This is a genomic window from Shewanella sp. MF05956, from assembly GCF_059758055.1.
Map to the genome: position 1 here is coordinate 111,733 of NZ_JCAYNV010000012.1, position 19,460 is coordinate 131,192.

Sequence of the window (19,460 nt, forward strand, 5' to 3'; positions counted from 1 at the left end):
CTCTTATTATAATCTTCGCTCAATAATATAACGGGCGAAGTCTGCAATTAACTGGCTATTGTATGGCAATTTAGTCAGCGCTGATAGTGCATCTTGTATTAGTTGTTCCGCACAGGCCTTTGCACCATCAAGACCCAGTAGTTTAGGGAAGGTACTTTTATTGGATTGCTCATCACTGCCTTGAGGTTTTCCAAGCTCTTCCGTGCTTGCGGTAATATCTAAAATATCGTCCTGAACTTGAAACGCTAATCCTAATGATTGGGCGTATTGCATCATTAGTTGGTACTGCACTTTTGGCAAATTGGCAGTAATTAATGCAAGTTCAACGGCGCAACTAATTAACGCACCGGTTTTTTTATTATGTAATTCAGTTAAGCGTTGTAAATTTATACTGTGATTTGTGGCGCTAAGATCAATCGCCTGACCACCACACATGCCTTGGTAACCCGAGGCTTTGGCTAATGCGCTCACCATCGCTAATTGTTGGCTTGGGGTGAGCGTTTCACATGGCGCGGTAATGATCTCAAACGCCAGCGTTTGCAAGGCATCACCGGCTAAAATGGCGGTAGCTTCATCAAAAGCAATATGAACGGTCGGCTGGCCACGACGGAGCGCGTCATTGTCCATTGCGGGTAAATCATCGTGTATTAATGAGTAAGCATGAATACATTCAATGGCTGCAGCCGCTTTATCAAGGGCGTCAATATTGACCCCGAGCATGTCGCCAACACTGTAAACCAAAAACGGTCGAATTCGCTTACCGCCTAATAACGCACCATGCAACATGGCCGCCTTAAGGTGAGGCGCGGCATCATCAAGTTGATTTAAATGTTCACTCAGAACAGCATCAACTCGTTTTTGGTAAGTTTTTATCGCTTCAGCTAACACGTATTAAGACCTATATTTCAACCTAAATGATTGACGATTATTCACTTTCGACTGAAAATGGTGCTAATTCAACATCATTTTCATTTAATAAAATAGACACTTTTTGTTGAGCTTGTTCAAGCTTAGTTTGGCTTTGACGCACTAAGGTAATACCACGTTCAAATTGTTTGAGCGCGTCATCTAGTGAGACTTCACCTTGTTCTAAGTGAGCTACAATGGTTTCGAGTTCTGTTAAAGATTGCTCGAAACTGAGATTTTCTGGTTTTTTAGCCACAGTTAATATTCCTCTCTTGGCGCGAGTGACAAGGTATATCAGCCCAGCGTATCGGTCAAATACAGTCGCTGGTTATTTGCTCAACAGCACGCTTTGTTATTGAATTTTTTTTAGAAACCTTAAAAACGGGCTAAACTTGAGCCAACTTTGTCCGATAAAGAGTTAAGATTTTAAATCGATAGCGTAAACTGCTGTTAGATTGATACCATTATGTAATATAAAACGGGCATGTTATCTAAAGAGAGTATTGCAACTTTTACAGTAATGCATAACGATTGAGATTAAGATTGCTTGTTATCAATATTAGCTGTGCTAAAACGTCATTATAAATTGCACTTAATAAAGCGCACAATAAAGCAGAGTCATCACTGCGATTGAGGAGAGGTTGTGGATTTAGCTACCCTAATAGGTATTATCGGCGCGTTTGGGTTTATTATCGGTGCCATGGTTACCAGTGGCGGTATCGGCCTATTTATTGACGTTGCTTCAATATTAATTGTTATAGCCGGCTCTATTTTTGTGGTGATGATGAAATTTAACTTAGGTCAATTCCTAGGTGCTGTAAAAATTGGACTAAAAACGTTTATTTTCAAAATTGATAAACCAGAAGATTTGATTGAACAATCAGTTACTATGGCTGATGCCGCGCGTAAAGGCGGATTTTTAGCGTTAGAAGAAGCGGTCATTACCAATACTTTTATGCAAAGAGCTGTTGATATGCTTGTCGACGGTCATGACGGTGATGTTGTCCGTAATGCCCTTGAAAAAGACATCGCCTTGACTGAGGAACGCCATAAAACAGGGATAAGTATTTTTAGGGCATTTGGTGATGTAGCCCCTGCGATGGGTATGATTGGTACACTCGTAGGGTTAGTTGCGATGTTATCTAACATGGAAGACCCTAAATCTATTGGTCCTTCGATGGCCGTTGCCTTATTGACCACACTTTATGGGGCAATGATTGCTAACATGGTGGCAATACCTATGGCGGATAAACTTGCTCTGCGCATGGGCGAAGAAATGCTTAATCGTAATCTCATTATGGATGCTGTATTAGCTATTCAAGATGGTCAAAATCCACGTGTGATAGAAGGGTTCCTCAAAAACTACCTCGCGGAGAAACAACGCAAAGTTAACACGACAGACGGAGAATAGTCATGGCTAAGGCCAAGTGTCAATGTCCACCTCCTGGCGCCCCGATGTGGTTAGCAACCTTTGCTGACTTAATGTCGTTGTTGATGTGCTTTTTCGTGTTGTTATTGTCATTTGCAGAAATGGATGTTTTAAAATTTAAGCAAATAGCAGGCTCCATGAAGTATGCATTTGGGGTGCAAAACAAGGTTGAAGTAAAAGATATTCCCAAAGGAACATCTGTCATTGCCCTTGAGTTTCGCCCTGGTAGACCCGATCCCACGCCGATTGAAATTATTAATCAGCAGACTAACGAAATGACTCAGCCGACAATTGAATATCAAGCCGGCGAAGAAGACAGTGCGGGCGGCACACAAAAACAAAGTGGTGATCAGCGTGGTGGTAATGCTGCTGCAACGGCTCAGGAAGTCGCCGAGGCGGTCAAAAAAGATGCCGCTTCTGCACAAGAAAACATTAATGAACAAGTGAAAAAAATGGCAGAAAAACTCAACGAAGAGATCGTTGACGGTGCCATTGAAATTGAATCGCTAGGTCAACAAATCATTATTCGAATTCGTGAAAAAGGCTCTTTTGCTTCAGGTTCTGGTTTTTTACAGCCTAAATTTAAACCGATTGTTCGCTCCATTGGTGCGCTGCTTAAAGATGTACCTGGTATTGTGACGGTATCTGGCCATACAGATGGTGCTCATATTAGTAACGAGCTTTATAGTTCTAACTGGGAGTTATCGAGCCAACGTGCTGTTGCCGTAGCGGATGAGTTGAGACGCGTATCAGGATTTGATGAAACGCGGATGAAGGTTGTGGGTGAAGCGTCAAATAGACCGCTTGTGCCTAATGATACCAATGAAAATCGCACTCGTAATCGTCGAGTGGAGATTTCCATTGAACAAGGCAAAGCAAAAGAATCAGATGAGATAACCGTAGAGTAATAAGATGGTTTTCTGACAAAAAAAGCGCAGCCTAAACAGGTTGCGCTTTTTTGTTATATGAATGTGTATTAACTGTGTTGTCTGCACAAAATACATGATTAACCGGTGAATATGTTTGGTTAATAGTCAGCTTTTGGTATAATCCGCGAATTATTGCTTACGTTTTGGCTTTGGTTTATTCATAAACCGTGATGCATCAAATCTGTAAGCTGCTTTTTTAATTTATAATCAACGTATTACAACTCCTTTTAGCGAGCCACACTTTGTCTGTGCTAAGGGATAAGTTATGCCTGCGGACACCCCATGAAGTTTATTGTAAAGCTGTATCCTGAAATAATGATGAAGAGCAAGTCGGTAAGAATGCGTTTTACCAAAATGCTCGAAACTAATATTCGTAACGTGCTGAAAAAGGTTGATGAAGAAGCCAAAGTACAACGTTTATATGATCGTATTTTAGTGAGAGTACCAGTCAATAAGCCTGAATTAGTCGATGCGTTCGCCGAGCGTTTAGGCTGTATTCCAGGTATTGCTCATGTTGTGCAGGTGAGTGAATATGCTTTTGATTCAATCGATCATATTTATCAGCAAGTGTTGCCTAAATACCGTGATGAAATCGCGGGTAAAACCTTTTGTGTGCGAGTGAAGCGTTCTGGTAACCATGATTTTAATTCTATTGAAGTTGAACGGTATGTTGGCGGCGGATTAAACCAACACACCGACGCGCTGGGTGTAAAACTTAAAAATCCAGACGTAACAGTGAACCTTGAAATTGATCAAGACAAGTTATACATGGTTGAACGTCGAATTCCTGGTCTAGGTGGTTTTCCTATGGCGACTCAAGAAGACGTGTTATCGCTTATTTCTGGTGGTTTTGATTCAGGCGTATCGAGCTTCCAGTTTATTAAAAAAGGTGCCCGTACTCATTACTGCTTCTTCAATCTTGGTGGTGCTCAGCACGAGATTGGCGTAAAGCAAGTGGCTTACCACTTGTGGAAAACGTATGGCGAATCTCACAAGGTTCGTTTTGTGTCTGTGCCGTTTGAACCTGTAGTGGCTGAAATTCTTGAACGTATTGATAATGGCCAGATGGGCGTAGTGTTAAAGCGTATGATGATGCGCGCCGCAACTCGTATCGCTGACAAGTTTGGCATCCAAGCGTTAGTGACGGGTGAAAGTTTAGGTCAAGTATCAAGCCAGACATTAACCAACTTAAACGTGATTGATCGCAGTACTGATTTATTGATTTTGCGCCCGCTAATTGCAATGGACAAGCAAGATATTATTAATCAGAGCCGCGTGATTGGCACTGAAGATTTTGCTAAATCGATCCCTGAATATTGTGGTGTAATTTCACAAAAACCAACCGTAAAAGCGATTTTATCTAAAGTGGAAAAAGAAGAGCTTAAATTCTCTGAGGATTTAATTGACCGTGTTATTGAGGCCGCTGTGGTGATGGATATCCGTGACATTGAAGCTGAAATGAATCAGCAAGTCACTGAAACTGAAACGGTGAAAGATGTGGCTTCAGGCGAGATTGTCATTGATGTGCGCGCACCTGAAGAAGAAGAGCGTAAACCATTAACGCTGGACAACGTGATGGTGAAAGCGATCCCATTCTTTAAATTAGCGACTCAGTTTGCTGATTTAGACAAGAGCAAAACGTATCTTCTGTATTGTGACCGTGGTGTGATGAGTAAACTGCAAGCGTTGTATTTAATTGAGCAGGGTTATACGAACGTTAAAGTTTACCGTCCATAAACATAACGCCAATCAATAATGCTGATGGCGTTATTGATTGGTTGATGATTTACAGACAATAAAAACTTACAGACAATAAAAAACCGCATTAAATGCGGTTTTTTATTGTCTGCGCGCTGAGCGAAAATTAGTTTGCCTGGGTCGCTTCAGAAGTTTTTTGTGCTTCTTCATTGTCTGCAACTAAAATGCTGTTAACATCATCATTGATGTCAACTTTCATCGCTTCAATGCTTTGAGATAATTCAGCATGCAAATCGATCATGTTGATAGGTTCTAACTCTGTTGCTTGTGCAGTAGTCAATCCAATGATGGATGTCAGAATTAACGCAGCAATCGTTTTTAAGTTGAACATAGGGTGAGCCTCCAGGCTAATGTGTCACATTTGCCGGACTATCCCGATAACGTCGTAGAGATTGTCCAACTGTATTTTCAATGATGCTAATTTAACCAAACACAGTGTTCTTTACAAGCGACAAAAAATAACGATAATCATTAGAAAAACTAATTATAAAACGAGAGATTGATCACTATGTCTAGACGATTGCCCCCCTTAAATGCGGTGAAAGCATTTGAGGCCGCAGCAAGGCATCTGAGCTTTACCCGCGCCGCAGAAGAGTTGTTCGTCACTCAAGCCGCAGTAAGTCATCAGATTAAAGCATTAGAAGATTTTTTAGGGCTAAAGCTGTTTAGACGTAAGAATCGATCATTATTGTTAACAGAAGAAGGTCAAAGTTACTTTCTCGACATCAAAGATATTTTTATTGAGCTGGGTGAAGCGACAAATCGCTTGCTTGCGCGCAGTGCTGTTGGCTCATTAACGGTTAGCATGTCTCCAAGTTTTGCGATCCAATGGTTGGTGCCTCGTTTAGCAAAATTTAGCGAGAAAAACCCTGATATCGACGTGCGTATTAAAGCCGTAGACAGTGACGCAAGTTCGTTAACCGACGATGTCGATGTGGCGATTTATTACGGCCAGGGTAACTGGCCTGGCTTACGTGCAGACAAATTACGTAATGAAGTGCTCATTCCTGTATGTTCTCCATTATTACTTAATGGCCCGAAGCCTTTATCTCAGCCCAGTGATTTAAAGTTCCATACTTTATTGCATGACTCTAGTCGCCAGGACTGGCAAGCATGGTTTAGGCAGTGCGGCGTTACCGACATTAACGTTAACCAGGGGCCGATATTCAGTCACTCGTCACTAGTGCTACAGGCTGCTGCTCACGGGCAAGGCGTAGCGCTAGGCTACAGCGTATTGGCAAGGCCAGATATTAAAGCGGGGCGCTTAATTTGCCCGTTTCCTGAAGTGTTAGTCAGTAAAGATGCGTATTACCTTGTTTGCCAGCAAAATCATTCTGAAATTGGCAAAATTTCAGCATTCAGAGAATGGATGGTCGACATGTTTGCAGAGGAGTCGCGCAGTGAGTTGCTTACCGGATAGTCAAACCGAACAGGCGCAAGATTATGTTTTACAAGGGGCTAAAAGTGATACCTTGATCATTTTTGCTCATGGAGCCGGCGCGAATATGCACCATGAGTTTATGGTTAATATGAGTGACCAATTAGTCACTGCGGGCTTTCAAGTGTATCGATTCAATTTTTTGTATATGCAAGCGAATATGCAAGATGGTAAACGTCGCCCACCCGATCGCGCGCCCAAATTGCTGCATCATTTTGAACAAGTGTTGATAGACGTTGGACATAAAATTGAGCAAGGGCTAATTGCGCCTAAACGCATTGTACTCATGGGTAAATCAATGGGCGGACGAATGTCGGCTATATTGACCAGCAAACAACACTCCTTTGTGTCATCACAAGCGCAAGATATCGCTGCTCAGATTAGCGCCGTGATTTGCTTAGGCTATCCGTTTATTCCGTTAAAAGGCGGCGAACCTCGTTTAGCGCCTATTCAAACTAATCCATTACCTATACTTATCGTTCAAGGTGAACGAGATAAGTTTGGTGGCCGTGAGCAAATCCCTGCCTGGACGCTAACAGAAAAGACGCAATTATGCTGGATGAGCGATGGCGATCATAGCTTACAACCCCGAAAGTCGTCCGGTTATACCTTAGCGGGTAATATGCAACTGGCGATAAGCAGTATCAGTCAATTTATTGCTTCTAATGGTTAACTCTTTTTAAGTATTCGATAGGAATAATGACATGAATAAAAGCTTGTTGCTTGTCGCAACCCTAAGTGGATTTTTAGTGGTGGCTTTGGGAGCATTTGGTGCTCATGGACTAAAAGCAATCGCACCACCAGAGTTAGTGAACATTTTTAAACTCGGTGTTGAGTATCAGTTTTATCATACTTTTGCATTGATCGCGTTAGCCTTTTCGGGTCATTGGATTACCTCTAAATTACTCAATTGGGCAGCTTACAGCTTCATTGCCGGTATGGTGCTATTTTCAGGCTCGTTGTATTTATATGCCTTTACTGGCGCGAAATGGATTGGGCCAATAACCCCTATGGGTGGTTTGTGTTTACTGATAGGGTGGGTGCTATTTGCTGTCGCTGTCTGGCAATCAAAAACCGATAAATAACGGAACACCTAAATTCTCCCCCCTGACGTTTTTTTGGGTATAATAGCGAGATTATTGTCTCGCGATTCTATGCGACCATCCTTACGTTAAGGCTCCAAATGAAAAACCTATTCCTATTTTGTCGTTCAGGCTATGAAAAAGACTGTGCGGCAGAAATTCAACAACGTGCAGCAGAACTCAATGTTGGTGGCTTTGTTAAAACCAACGTTAATGATGCTTATGTTATTTATCAGTGTTTTGAAGAGGATGGGGCGGATACTTTAGCTAAAGATTTGGCGCTAAGTTCATTGGTCTTCGCCAGACAAATGTTTGCTGCGGGCGAGTTGTTGTCGGATTTACCTGAGCAAGATCGTGTTAGCCCAGTGGTTGCTGCATTATCAGAATTATCAAAATGTGGCGATTTACGCGTTGAAACTCCAGACACCAATGAAGCTAAAGAGCTGTCAGCTTTTTGCCGTAAATTTACGGTACCGCTTCGTCAAGGTTTAAAGAAAAGTGGTGCATTACTCAATGCAGATAATGATCGTCGTCCTATTATTCATGTGTGTTTTATTGGCCCAGGTAAAGCCTATGCGGGTTATTCGTTAAGTAGTAACAGTTCTCCACACTTTATGGGTATTCCACGTTTAAAAATGGCCAACGATGCACCGAGCCGCTCTAGTTTAAAACTCGATGAAGCCTTTGGTGTGTTTTTAACTAAGGAAGAGCAAGAAACACGTTGTCGCAGTGGCTTGAATGCTGTTGACTTGGGCGCTTGCCCTGGTGGTTGGACATATCAACTTGTTCGCCGCGGTATGATGGTTGCTGCTATTGATAATGGCCCAATGGATCCTAAATTAATGGAAACAGGCCAGGTTAAACATTACCGAGCCGATGGGTTTCGTTTTGAACCACCACGTAAAAACATTTATTGGTTAGTGTGTGACATGGTTGAAAAGCCGGCTCGAGTCGCTGAGCTAATGGAAGCATGGGCGATTAACGGCTGGTTTAAAGAGGCCATCTTTAATCTTAAACTGCCAATGAAGAGCCGTTACAAAGAAGTCAGCACCATTTTAGAAACCATGAGCACCATTTTAACTGAGAACGAAATTGAATTTAAAATGCAGTGTAAGCACTTATATCATGACCGTGATGAAGTGACCGTACACTTATGGTTATTCCCTGAAAAGGGTGTGAGTTACGCTTAACCTTAGTTACGTTTAATGATTTTACTCAAGCAATAAAAAGCCCGCTGATAATTATTATCAGCGGGCTTTTTGTTAAGCTTAAAAACTTGTAGAAACAGAAGTGATTAACCTAAACGATCAAGAACAGCCTGGGTAAAGTCGGTCGTACCGTGAGTACCGCCTAAATCGCGAGTAGTACGATCGCCTTCTTCAATTACAGCAGCAACGGCATCACGGATCATGATGGCTTTGTCTGACATGCCTAAATATTCTAGCATTTGAATCGATGCTAAAATTACTGACGTTGGGTTCGCAAGGTTTTTACCTGCTATGTCAGGTGCACTGCCGTGTACGGCTTCAAAAATAGCGGCATCACGACCAATGTTAGCACCAGGTGCCATGCCTAAACCGCCAACCAGACCAGCACATAAGTCAGATAAGATGTCACCAAATAAGTTAGTGGTCACAATCACATCAAAGTTTTCTGGGCTCATGACTAATTTCATGCAGGTGGCATCAACAATCATTTCTTCAGTTGTAATGTCTGGGTAACGAAGGCTCACTTCACGCGCGACTTTCAAAAATAAACCTGAAGTCGATTTCATGATGTTCGCTTTATGCACGATAGTGACTTTTTTACGGTTCTCTTTACGGGCTAATTCATAAGCAAATGTGGTGATTTGCTCAGCGCCTTGGCGAGTAATAATACTGGTTGCTTCAGCCGTTTGGCCGTCATCAGATACTTTTTGGCCTAAACCTGAATACATGCCTTCGGTATTTTCACGAACCGTAATGATATCGATGTTTTCGTAACGTGCTTGAGTGCCTTTAAAAGAATTCACTGGGCGAACGTTAGCGTATAAGCTGAACTTTTTACGAAGACTGACATTGATTGAAGTAAAACCTTCACCCACAGGCGTCGTTAATGGACCTTTTAAGGCGATACGGTTTTTTTCGATAAGATCTAATGTACGTTGTGGTAATAGTTCACCGTGCTTTTCAAGTGCAGTTAACCCGGCATCTGCAAATTCGTATTCAAAGTCACATCCTGCTTTGTCGAGGATTTTTAAGGCTGAATCGATAATGCTAGGTCCAATCCCATCACCTGGGATTACGGTAATTGTACGTTTTGACATGAATAGTCCTTTCCACGGTTGTGGTTACAGCAAGTATTGAACCGCATCATTGCTACGGTCAGACGACGATAAAATCCGTCGTTTTTCTGCGGCGTATTTTAACGACTTTTAACGTTTATTTACAGAAAATAGTGAGTGTTATCACATTATTTCCGATATTTTTAAGTCAATCCTAATCTGTTTGTTTTACTATGAACTTTCAATCAGTTCGATTTGGATTTTTCTGAGAACGACAGTGGCTATTGGTAACCAGAGTCAGATATTGACCACGAATAGCTTATTCGCTAAAGCGTTTTTATATAGACGACTTTGGTCGAATGATCATCGATTTAATGACGCTGCTTGTCAGCCATTAAAAAAACAGACCATCCAACATGATAATAATTAGAGGAAACTGTGAAGGTATTTAATTTAATTCCATTGGCGATATGCCTGTCTTTTAGTGCTTCAAGCGTTGCGGCGCCTCGGGCATTAACCGTTGACGATATAATGAAGTTTGAAACGCTGCAGCAACCTGTTGTGTCAGATAATGGCAAGGTAATTGCGGTGCAAGCAATGCCTGACCGCGGTGATAGCCGTGCATTGGTGCGCTTTAGTGATAGCAATAAGCAATATCAAATTGAGCATGGTAGCAATGTTAAAGTGAGTGCAGATGGTCGCTTTGTGCTTGCGAATATAGAAGCGCCTTTGTTTGAACGAGAAACAGAGAAAAGCGACGATTTACCTCACTCTGTGGTGTTATTAGCCACAGACAATGGTACACAACAACAATTTGATAATGTCGATACCGCTATATTCAGTGACGATGGTGGTTATTTATTGGTGAAATACAAACCTGTCGACGCGGATGATGAAAAAGCTGAAACATCGGTTGTGGAATCAGATAAAAACGTTATTACTGAAAAAGCCAATGCTGAACAAGCCGAAGCCGAAAAGCCTGTCGATAAAAAAGATATAGGCACTTCAATTACGTTGGTCAAACTTGCAACCAATGAACAACTGTCGCTAAACAACGTCACGCAATTTGCGTTTGATAAAGCGGGTAAGTTCTTAGCGGTACTACAAAATCAGCAGCAACCAACATCGCATAACCTGACCTTGGTTAAGCTTGACTCATTGACCAGCGAAAGCGTATTTAACAGCGATAACGAGCAACTTGAATCATTAGCCATTAGTCCCGATGGACGTTTCGTTGCATTGACCAAAGGTAACGCCGCTGTTGAGCGTTATGGCCGTGAGCATGAACTTGTAGTGTTTGATACTAGCAGCAACAAGCAGCGTACATATGGTAAAGATAATCGTTGGAGCTACAACCAATACTCTAGTGTGCAGTTTTCAAAAGATAATCAACGTTTATTTGTTGGTCGAGTGCCGAGTGTGGCTCAGCAAGTTGAACAAGCAAAATACACTAACGCTGAAGATGTATTCAATCCCGAGGTTATCACTGCACAAAAGCAGTTGAGAGTGTGGCATGGCGACGATGCGAAAATTAAACCGCAAGAGGTTAACGAATACGCAAAAGAGCTAAAACGTACTTATTTGGCCGTCTTACACCTTGATACCAATAAAATGCTGCAATTAGCTGACCAAACGGTGCCAGATGTTACTTATGGTGAACAAGCCGATTATTTGTTAGCAAGCTCAGATGTACCGTATCAAAAAATGGTCACTTGGGCCGGTTTTTACCGCGATGTGTATCTGGTTAATTTGAACACCGGCAAAAAACAGCCAATATTGGTACAGCAGCCGAGTGATGCCATGCCGACATTGTCGCCAAATGCTAAATACCTGGCTTATTACCAGCAGGGCAGTGTGTATTTACGCGATATTATGTCTGGTCGTAAGGTTAATTTAACACAACACATCAGCACGCCATTCGCCGATGAAGACCATGATTATCCCATTGAAGCACCAGGATACGGGTTTGGCCCTTGGTTAGCAGATGATAGCGGTGTGACCTTCTATGATAAATACGATATGTGGCAATTTGATACATCGTCACATAAAGGTTTTATGCTAACAAATGGAGAGGGACGTAAGAGTAAAACGCAATTTAGAGTTGTGGGTTTAGTCAAAAAGAAGCGGCTACCAGCGACGATAACTCAGGGCCAACAATTGTTGTTACAAGGTTACAGCCATACAACCAAAGCCGATACCTTTTACGCTGCGACAGTGGGTAAACAAGGTGTTCGTGCAATGACCAGTGGCGACAGTAAGTTAACCGTATTAGCCCGCGCTAATGATGCTAACACCGTGGTCTTTTCTAAACAGCGCTATGATGTGTATCCAGACTTATACAGTGCTGATGTCAATAATGTACAAAGTGCCAAGCAACTCACCACACTTGATGCTCAACGTAACGATTTTGCTTGGGGCAATGCCGAGCTTGTGCATTGGCGTGATGGCGATGGTGTAAAAATGGATGGCGTCTTAATTAAACCGACCCATTACCAAGCGGGTAAAGCGTATCCAACCATGGTGTACTTTTACCGTTTTATGAGCGACAGATTGCATGCTTTCCCTGATATGAAGTTGAATCATCGCCCTAATTTTGCTTGGTATGCAGACAATGGTTATGCCATCTTTTTACCCGATATCCGTTTTGAAATTGGTTATCCTGGTATTTCGTCTGTTAAAGCATTAACCGCAGGTGTGCAAAAACTCATTGAGATGGGCGTGACAGATCCCGATGCTGTCGGGATCCAGGGCCACTCATGGGGCGGTTATCAAAGTGCATATGCTGTGACTCAAACCAACATATTCAAGGCTGTGGTCACTGGCGCTCCAGTGTCAAATATGACCAGTGCTTATAGCGGTATTCGTCATGGTTCGGGCTTAGCGCGTCAATTCCAATACGAAACGGGTCAAAGCCGCATAGGTGCTAGTTTATTTGCAGCCCCGCAAAAGTACATTGAAAATTCACCTATCTTTTATGCCGATCGTATTCAAACACCGATGATGATTATGTTTGGTGATAAAGATGATGCAGTGCCTTGGGAGCAAGGTGTGGAATTGTATTTAGCGATGCGCCGAGCAGGCAAAGACGTGGTGTTTTTACAATATCAAGATGAGCCGCATCATTTGAAAAAATACCCAAATAAATTGGATTACAGTATTAAAATGAAACAATACTTTGACCATTATTTAAAAGGTGAACCAGCACCACAATGGCTATCTCAAGGTGAAGCCTACCAAGAGTATAAAAAAGCCGATTAATCCACTATGTGGTAAAAATCTTAAGATTAAACGTCCAGGTTTAAACTTAAGATTAAAACAAAACGCCTCAATATCAATGATACTGAGGCGTTTTTGTTAAGCTGTTTTGCGTGTGTGATATGAATTACTCAGCGTTTTTTGCTCTAAATTGTTTTAAGTTCACATTGAGTGGAATATCAGTTTGCAGCTGCGCAAGCTTGTAGCTAATTCGCGCCATTTCTTTTCCCTCAGCCAGTTTTTGCGCCTGTTTAGCACCCAGGTTATCAAGCGATTGGTATAGGTTGGCAAGGGTTCTAAATTTGTTGAGTAAGTCGGCAGCCGATTTAGGCCCTATACCGGTGATTCCCGGAATTTTATTACCACTGTCTCCAGCAAGCGCGATAAAGTCGAGGAACTGATACTGTTCAACCCCGAGTTTTTTTTCGTATTGATGGATATCAAACGTTTGCTGATTAAAATGATCCCACAAGGTGAGGTTTTTAGTGGGGAGTTGACTAAAACCTTTGTCGGTTGACACGATAACCACTTCACCATGATTGCTGATCACTTTGGTCGCAATCGTAGCAATAACATCGTCTGCCTCAGATTGTGCATCAAATGAGTGAATATCATTGTCTGCTAATGTCGTTTTGATTTTTGCCAGCCCTTCGCTTAATGCGGTGGGCATTGGCTTGCGGCCTTTTTTATAATCGTCATACAGAACCTTGCGCCAAGACGTCTCATTACCATCCCACACGACGATAACGTGAGTAGGTTGATGTTGCAGGAGCATTTTTTGCGATGCAGCCAGAGAGCGTTGTTGAACGCTCTCTATGTCGTTTTCATCTGGTAGCGCTGCGTGAATACGGCGCACAAGGTTTAATCCATCGATAATCAGCAGTTTATTCATTGGTTTTTATTATGTTGTAGCAGGGCACATACGCGCTACCTGGTAATTTCATCCGTTGTTGTTTTACAAATGCCGTTAACAGGTTATCCATCATGTGCATGAGTTGCACATCACCTTGTATGTTAAAAGGCCCGTGTTGTTGGATAAGTTTAATCGTGTCGCTTTTAACATTACCCGCAACAATGCCCGAAAATGCTTTACGTAAATTAGCGGCAAGTTCTGCTTTGTTGTCTTGAAAGTATAAGTTTAAATTTGCCATAACTTCATGGGTTGGATCAAAGGGTAATTGAAATTCTGGCTCTATTTTGAGTGACCATTGGTATTGATAAGCGTCACCTTTATTTTTGCGGTAGTTTTTGACCTCAGTCATCCCTTGTTTCATTATTTGGGCCACTTGGACCGGGTCATCAATAATAATCTGATATTTACTTTGAGCCTCTTCACCGAGTGTTGCACTAATAAAGGCATCTATTTCAGTAAAGTATTCAGCGCTTTGGGCAGGGCCAGTTAATATCAATGGAAATGGACTATCGCAGTTATCTTTGTGCAATAAAATACCTAAAAAGTACAGCAGTTCTTCAGCCGTGCCCGCACCACCCGGAAATATGACAATACCATGCCCAAGGCGCACAAAGGCCTCCAGTCGTTTTTCAATATCCGGTAAAATCACCAGTTCATTCACAATCTGGTTTGGTGGCTCTGCAGCGATAATGCTGGGCTCTGTTAAGCCGATGTAACGTGCATTATGTATGCGCTGTTTTGCATGGCCAATGGTGGCGCCTTTCATGGGGCCTTCCATAGCTCCTGGGCCACAACCGGTGCAGATGTCGAGACCGCGCAGCCCTAATTGATAACCTACATCGCGCGTGTATTGATACTCAACAGGATTAATACTGTGGCCACCCCAACAGACAACCACATTGGGATCTTTCATCGGTGATATGGCTTGAGCATTTCGCAAAATATCAAACACCACATTGGTAATGTGACTGGCATTGGTTAAATCAATGTGTTTCAAATTATCGTATTTATTGCTGATGTAGATAATGTCTCGCAGTACTGCGAATAAGTGTTCTTGAATACCAACAATAATTTCGCCGTCGACAAATGCTTGAGTGGGCGGATTAATTAATTCAATTTGGATGCCGCGTTCACGCTGTAAAATATTGATGCTAAAAGATTCGTAGCGGGTAAATAATTCTTCTGAGCTGTCGCTGATTAAACCTGAGGCGAGTACTGCAAGTGAGCAATTTCGATATAATTGATAAAGGTCGCTTTTGGCACCTTGTTTTAGGCGTTCTACTTCTAATTGAGACAGTTGGTCTAGGCTACCGCGTGGACTAATTTTTACGATCATAAGCAACTCCTTTGGACTCGAATGTTTGTTATCGAGTCCAAAGAACATTGTTTTGCAATGGACTAGATATCAATAACGACTCGGTCTCTGCCGTTGTTTTTTGCTTGGTATAATGCTGCGTCGGCTCTTTCAAATGCTTCTTCGAGCGTCTCATTTTCCATTACTTGTGCAGCACCTATAGATAATGTAACTGTAATTCTCTGATTTTTAAACTTAAACGGAATATTTTTAATCTTTTCTCTTACTCGGTTAAGCATCAGTGAGATGTGTTCATCTGTAATGCCTGGTAATAATAAGACAAATTCTTCACCACCATAACGTGCCACAAATTCACTGTCACGCAATGAATTTTTAAGTGCCATAGCAATCACTTGTAGGGTTTTATCACCCGTACTGTGGCCAAAATTATCATTAACGGTTTTAAAATGATCGATATCGGTTACGGCAATCCACAATGGCGTTTTAAAGCGCAGGTGGTTGCGGTATTCCTGATCCATTCTGTCTTCTAACGCGGTGCGGTTTGACAGTTGAGTGAGTGGATCTAATAGATTCAGTTTTTGGTGTTCGAACAGCTTTTCTTTGTAGGTGTTTGCTTCGTTACTCATTGCGTTAAGCTCTTTTCGCATAGAGTCTATCGATTTGCGTAAAATGGTTTGCTCACGTTGCTCAAGCGCTTCTTTGCGCGATAGGGCATCACGTAGAGACGATAATTGTACGGTAAGTTGTGTTTTTAGCTCGGTAATATTATCAAGATCAACCACTAATGAATCAGCATTACTTACACGTAAGTTAATTTCTTTGTTTAATTGACCTTTTATTTGCTCGCTGCGTTGGCTGTTGTTGTAGGTGTTGTTAACCACGTCACGGACGATACTGAGCGCATCATTTAACGCAAACAAAAAATCTTGTGAAGCAGTTTTTTCACGAGCAATATTATCAAGTAGTAAGCTTAAGATGGTTTGGTATGCGTCGAGTAAACCATTAACATGAATATCGCCGAGTAATACCTCTTTAATCACCAGTATTTGATCGCGTTGATCTTTTCTAAACTCGACTTCTGCTATTTTTGCTGCCAGTTCTCTGGCCAATTGTATGTGTTGCGGCAAAATATCGTAGTTGTCAGTACCTGAAATCTCTTGTTTTAAAATCTCTTCGTAAAAAAAGATGAGCTTTTCAACCTTGGGAATGTATTCCCATACAGTATGAAAAGGCTTATTGAGATCTTGTTTAAAGTAGTTAATTTCTTTTTTTAGTTTATCGGGTGCTGAGTTGATGCGTTGAATTTGACGGATAACACGTGTCAGGCCAAGACGACTGTCTTCTAAGCGTGACATAGTATGGTTGTATTGTGATTTAAGTAGACGTTCTATATCAACCAATTCAGGAAGGGCTTCATCAATTTGCTCAAAATTTTGCATATGATGACGCAACTTAGCCAGTTTATTGTCTAACTCTAAGTTTTGACCTTTACAGGCAAGGCTTAAATGGCTAATAAACTGGATTAGCGTTTTTAATTTGTCATTGCGATCGGTATTAATATCATCCAGCGCAAGCTTTGCTGCATGAAGCTTTTGCTTCATTAAGGTAATTTGCGAAATCGCTGTATCAGACTCTTTCATTATTGTATTGCCTACTATTAATTAGATAGTAATAAACCACCTAGTGCCACAATCCTAGTGCTGCAATCCCAGTGCTAAGGATGATCTCTTAGTCCATATAGTATAGATGTTATCTCATTAATGTTGTGCAACAAATCTAATTGCTAATAAACATTCACTATTTAACCATAACTGCTAGTTTATTAGTCAATTAGCTTTTTGGCCAATTGATTTCTAAAGTATTTCGATTGCTTTCAGCTCGGATGATGCCTCTGTTTAATGCTTGGGTCAGATTTAAATATAGTGGCGGCATAAAAATAGCGGCTGGAGCAAAATTAAGTGGCCTTAATGAAACATAAGCTGGTTTCTCTTTAATGCCAATGGCAGCCGCTAATGCATACTGTAATGTTTCGAAATGTAATTGAGCACTGATGTTAACGTCTGGATTGGCTAACAAGGGTAAATTGATGTGGCCAATACTCGCCTGGTGGACATCATGTAATTGAGCAAAATGTGGAATATTGGGTTGTATGGTGTTTAATTTTTCAAGGCATATGACTAATGCATCGTAAATATCGTCGGCATGGCGTTGTTGATTAAAGTAGCATGCTAGCTGCCCTGAACGGATCATAAAGACTTCAGTGTTGAGGTGCTGGCTCATTTGCACAATCAATTTTTGCATTAATGCGCGTGATTCAGTTAAGCCAAGCTGTATATCAAGGTTATTCAGCTCACCGATATTAATCATTGCCAATGTTTGAGGTTCAGCTGGGTCTATTGTGTCTAACTTTTCAATAAATGCTCGATATCCTGCTATTTGTGACATTGGCTCAATATGATTAATCACCTTAGCATTAAGATATAAGGTATTTTTATGGGCCAATTTTCGCCAAATAAAAATCACCATAATCACCGCAATACTTAATCCAAATGCCAATAAGATGATAATGAATTGATGATGTTTGTTTTTTGCGGCTTGCAGCTCAAGTTTATTACTGACCAGCGTTAATTCAAATTTTAACTTTTGCTCAGTGAGTTCAGAGTAGCCTTTTTCGTCTTTTGGGTCATCTTCATGGTTATTGGTTAATGTAATGATATTTTCAACGGTATCGATAGCGGCATTGAGGTCATTGGTTTTTCGGTATGCATTTGACAAATAACCTAGCGTTTCAATTTCAATGTCGGTTTGTTTGAGTTTTTTTGCCAGTTCAAGTGTCTTTTTAGCGTGGTCGATTGTTTCTGTCCAATTACCTTGCTGTGAATTGATTTGGGTGAATAACAACTCATTGTGGACTAAATAATGGTTGGTTTTTAGCGATCTAAAAATATCATTTGCACGTTGTAGTGCATTGAGCGCGGCTGGAATATTATTGAGTTTCGAGTAAATGCCACCAATATTATGAAAGTTAATCCCGACGGCAATAACATTACCGACACGCTCGTTAACTTGTTGTGCATTTAAATAATAATCGACTGCTTTACTCCATTTCTCTTGGCCTTCATACACCATTGCGATGACATTAAGCGTTTCGGCAAGGTAGGTTTCAAAGCCGAGTTGTTGCTGAATTTCAGCAGCTTCATGGGCATATTTTAAAGCATCTTCCCATTGTTCTAAATCTCGATAGGTACGCGCTAGATTGATCATTGCTTGCGATTTTAACATAGGGTAATTAACCCCATTAGCTAATCTAAATGCTTCGCTAAAATGCTGTAGTGATTTTGCCTTGTCGCCATTACGATTGTAATATTTACCCAGTGCGGTTTCTGCTTCTGCAATAAAGTAGTCATTGTGAAGCTGGTAAGCAATTTCTCGATAGCGATTATAATGTGATAGTGACGGAGTGGCTTGTAGCAACATCATATTTAATCCACCTAAATGTTCGTGGAGAATATATTTAAACAGTGTTGCTTGTAGGCTCATGTCTGTGTTGACTTTGTTTAATGCATCCATGTATTGAGCAACAATCGGTTGATATTCTTTATTTTCGCGTGCTCTTAACCTCGCTTTTAGCATAATGACCATTGCTTCATCGAAGGCGTTAGATGCAATTGAGTCTAGTTGCCCAATTAATATTTTGGCATCGTCGTATTTAGTCGGCGAGCTCAAATTGGTTTCAAGATTGACTCTAGCTAAGACTTCTAAATCTCGCTGTAACTCAACCGGATCAAACCCTAACTCGTTGGCAATTTGAGAAAACTCTTCTTTATTGGTGAACTGTAACGGAAACTCAGTCGATTTTGAGAGTTTAATTAACAGCTTATTGGGGTTTTCTTTGAATTCAATTTCTTGTTGTTCAAGATCTTTTGCATCCGCGACTGAGCAGAGAAATAGGGAAATGAATAAGGCAAGGTGAGCGAGTCGCAGCATAGCAATTAAACCCTTTAGTGTGTTGCTTAAAAATAACGCTGGGCAGACGAGAATGGCGAGTAACCCCCATCCATATTTACCGACTTAATCATACATTTTGTAATGAGTCGTAAATGGCCACTTTGTAAATTAGCGTAGATTGTTATAATTGTTCATAATTTAAAATAAAAACAAATAGAATCATA

General features: G+C 41.2%; 16 protein-coding genes. 8 read left to right on the plus strand and 8 right to left on the minus strand.

What is annotated here, in order from left to right; genetic code table 11:
* Positions 1–6: 6 nt before the first annotated feature.
* Entirely contained in the window at positions 7–888 is an 882-nt protein-coding gene (gene ispA, locus AC19MX_RS14365) for a (2E,6E)-farnesyl diphosphate synthase (RefSeq protein ID WP_498298964.1), read from the minus strand.
* A 37-nt stretch (positions 889–925) separates the two neighbouring features.
* Positions 926–1,162: an exodeoxyribonuclease VII small subunit gene (gene xseB, locus AC19MX_RS14370; RefSeq protein ID WP_432401607.1), complete on the minus strand. Its 237-nt coding sequence runs from the start codon at positions 1,160–1,162 to the stop codon at positions 926–928.
* Between the two features lie 387 nt (positions 1,163–1,549).
* Here xseB and pomA point away from each other — a divergent pair, with 387 nt between their 5' ends.
* From pomA to thiI, 3 genes are all read left to right on the plus strand, one after another.
* A complete protein-coding gene (gene pomA / locus AC19MX_RS14375) occupies positions 1,550–2,317 on the plus strand; it encodes a flagellar motor protein PomA (protein ID WP_432401609.1) in 768 nt (255 codons plus the stop codon).
* 2 nt (positions 2,318–2,319) lie between these two features.
* Positions 2,320–3,243: a flagellar motor protein MotB gene (locus AC19MX_RS14380; protein WP_498298966.1), complete on the plus strand. Its 924-nt coding sequence runs from the start codon at positions 2,320–2,322 to the stop codon at positions 3,241–3,243.
* A 303-nt stretch (positions 3,244–3,546) separates the two neighbouring features.
* Positions 3,547–5,001: a tRNA uracil 4-sulfurtransferase ThiI gene (gene thiI, locus AC19MX_RS14385; protein WP_498298968.1), complete on the plus strand. Its 1,455-nt coding sequence runs from the start codon at positions 3,547–3,549 to the stop codon at positions 4,999–5,001.
* A 127-nt stretch (positions 5,002–5,128) separates the two neighbouring features.
* Here the strand turns inward: thiI and AC19MX_RS14390 are convergent, their stop codons facing one another.
* Complete coding sequence (locus AC19MX_RS14390; protein WP_432401615.1) at positions 5,129–5,353, minus strand: hypothetical protein; 225 nt, start codon at positions 5,351–5,353, stop codon at positions 5,129–5,131.
* Positions 5,354–5,530: 177 nt separating this feature from the next.
* On the opposite strand from AC19MX_RS14390, the gene AC19MX_RS14395 reads away from it, so the two are divergent.
* From AC19MX_RS14395 to rlmM, 4 genes are all read left to right on the plus strand, one after another.
* Positions 5,531–6,442 (plus strand): transcriptional regulator GcvA, encoded by a 912-nt coding sequence (locus AC19MX_RS14395; RefSeq protein WP_432401617.1) that lies wholly within the window; start codon positions 5,531–5,533, stop codon positions 6,440–6,442.
* Positions 6,423–7,133 (plus strand): alpha/beta family hydrolase, encoded by a 711-nt coding sequence (locus AC19MX_RS14400; protein ID WP_498298970.1) that lies wholly within the window; start codon positions 6,423–6,425, stop codon positions 7,131–7,133. The genes AC19MX_RS14395 and AC19MX_RS14400 overlap by 20 nt, the downstream gene beginning before the upstream one ends.
* Before the next feature lie 31 nt (positions 7,134–7,164).
* Positions 7,165–7,545 (plus strand): DUF423 domain-containing protein, encoded by a 381-nt coding sequence (locus tag AC19MX_RS14405; protein ID WP_498298972.1) that lies wholly within the window; start codon positions 7,165–7,167, stop codon positions 7,543–7,545.
* 98 nt (positions 7,546–7,643) lie between these two features.
* Positions 7,644–8,732 (plus strand): 23S rRNA (cytidine(2498)-2'-O)-methyltransferase RlmM, encoded by a 1,089-nt coding sequence (gene rlmM, locus AC19MX_RS14410; protein WP_432401623.1) that lies wholly within the window; start codon positions 7,644–7,646, stop codon positions 8,730–8,732.
* Between the two features lie 104 nt (positions 8,733–8,836).
* On the opposite strand, the gene AC19MX_RS14415 is transcribed toward rlmM, so the two are convergent.
* Positions 8,837–9,847, minus strand: coding sequence for an isocitrate dehydrogenase (locus AC19MX_RS14415; RefSeq protein WP_432401625.1), 1,011 nt, complete (start codon positions 9,845–9,847; stop codon positions 8,837–8,839).
* A 396-nt stretch (positions 9,848–10,243) separates the two neighbouring features.
* On the opposite strand from AC19MX_RS14415, the gene AC19MX_RS14420 reads away from it, so the two are divergent.
* Entirely contained in the window at positions 10,244–13,063 is a 2,820-nt protein-coding gene (locus AC19MX_RS14420; RefSeq protein ID WP_498298974.1) for a S9 family peptidase, read from the plus strand.
* 124 nt (positions 13,064–13,187) lie between these two features.
* On the opposite strand, the gene xni is transcribed toward AC19MX_RS14420, so the two are convergent.
* The 4 genes from xni to AC19MX_RS14440 form a co-directional block, all read right to left on the minus strand.
* Positions 13,188–13,952 (minus strand): flap endonuclease Xni, encoded by a 765-nt coding sequence (xni, locus tag AC19MX_RS14425; protein ID WP_432401629.1) that lies wholly within the window; start codon positions 13,950–13,952, stop codon positions 13,188–13,190.
* Entirely contained in the window at positions 13,945–15,309 is a 1,365-nt protein-coding gene (gene ppnN / locus AC19MX_RS14430; RefSeq protein ID WP_498298976.1) for a nucleotide 5'-monophosphate nucleosidase PpnN, read from the minus strand. Before ppnN ends, xni begins: the two co-directional genes overlap by 8 nt.
* A 62-nt stretch (positions 15,310–15,371) precedes the next feature.
* Positions 15,372–16,928, minus strand: coding sequence for a sensor domain-containing diguanylate cyclase (locus tag AC19MX_RS14435; RefSeq protein ID WP_498298978.1), 1,557 nt, complete (start codon positions 16,926–16,928; stop codon positions 15,372–15,374).
* 190 nt (positions 16,929–17,118) lie between these two features.
* Complete coding sequence (locus tag AC19MX_RS14440) at positions 17,119–19,275, minus strand: tetratricopeptide repeat protein (protein ID WP_498298980.1); 2,157 nt, start codon at positions 19,273–19,275, stop codon at positions 17,119–17,121.
* Positions 19,276–19,460: the final 185 nt, after the last annotated feature.

Excerpts from the sequence above, each read along its gene's own strand:
- AC19MX_RS14380 (WP_498298966.1), top strand. The coding sequence starts at position 2,320 with ATGGCTAAGGCCAAGTGTCAATGTCCACCTCCTGGCGCCCCGATGTGG.
- thiI (WP_498298968.1), top strand. The coding sequence starts at position 3,547 with ATGAAGTTTATTGTAAAGCTGTATCCTGAAATAATGATGAAGAGCAAG.
- AC19MX_RS14390 (WP_432401615.1), bottom strand. The coding sequence starts at position 5,353 with ATGTTCAACTTAAAAACGATTGCTGCGTTAATTCTGACATCCATCATT.
- AC19MX_RS14395 (WP_432401617.1), top strand. The coding sequence starts at position 5,531 with ATGTCTAGACGATTGCCCCCCTTAAATGCGGTGAAAGCATTTGAGGCC.
- AC19MX_RS14405 (WP_498298972.1), top strand. The coding sequence starts at position 7,165 with ATGAATAAAAGCTTGTTGCTTGTCGCAACCCTAAGTGGATTTTTAGTG.
- rlmM (WP_432401623.1), top strand. The coding sequence starts at position 7,644 with ATGAAAAACCTATTCCTATTTTGTCGTTCAGGCTATGAAAAAGACTGT.
- AC19MX_RS14415 (WP_432401625.1), bottom strand. The coding sequence starts at position 9,847 with ATGTCAAAACGTACAATTACCGTAATCCCAGGTGATGGGATTGGACCT.
- xni (WP_432401629.1), bottom strand. The coding sequence starts at position 13,952 with ATGAATAAACTGCTGATTATCGATGGATTAAACCTTGTGCGCCGTATT.
- ppnN (WP_498298976.1), bottom strand. The coding sequence starts at position 15,309 with ATGATCGTAAAAATTAGTCCACGCGGTAGCCTAGACCAACTGTCTCAA.
- AC19MX_RS14435 (WP_498298978.1), bottom strand. The coding sequence starts at position 16,928 with ATGAAAGAGTCTGATACAGCGATTTCGCAAATTACCTTAATGAAGCAA.
- AC19MX_RS14440 (WP_498298980.1), bottom strand. The coding sequence starts at position 19,275 with ATGCTGCGACTCGCTCACCTTGCCTTATTCATTTCCCTATTTCTCTGC.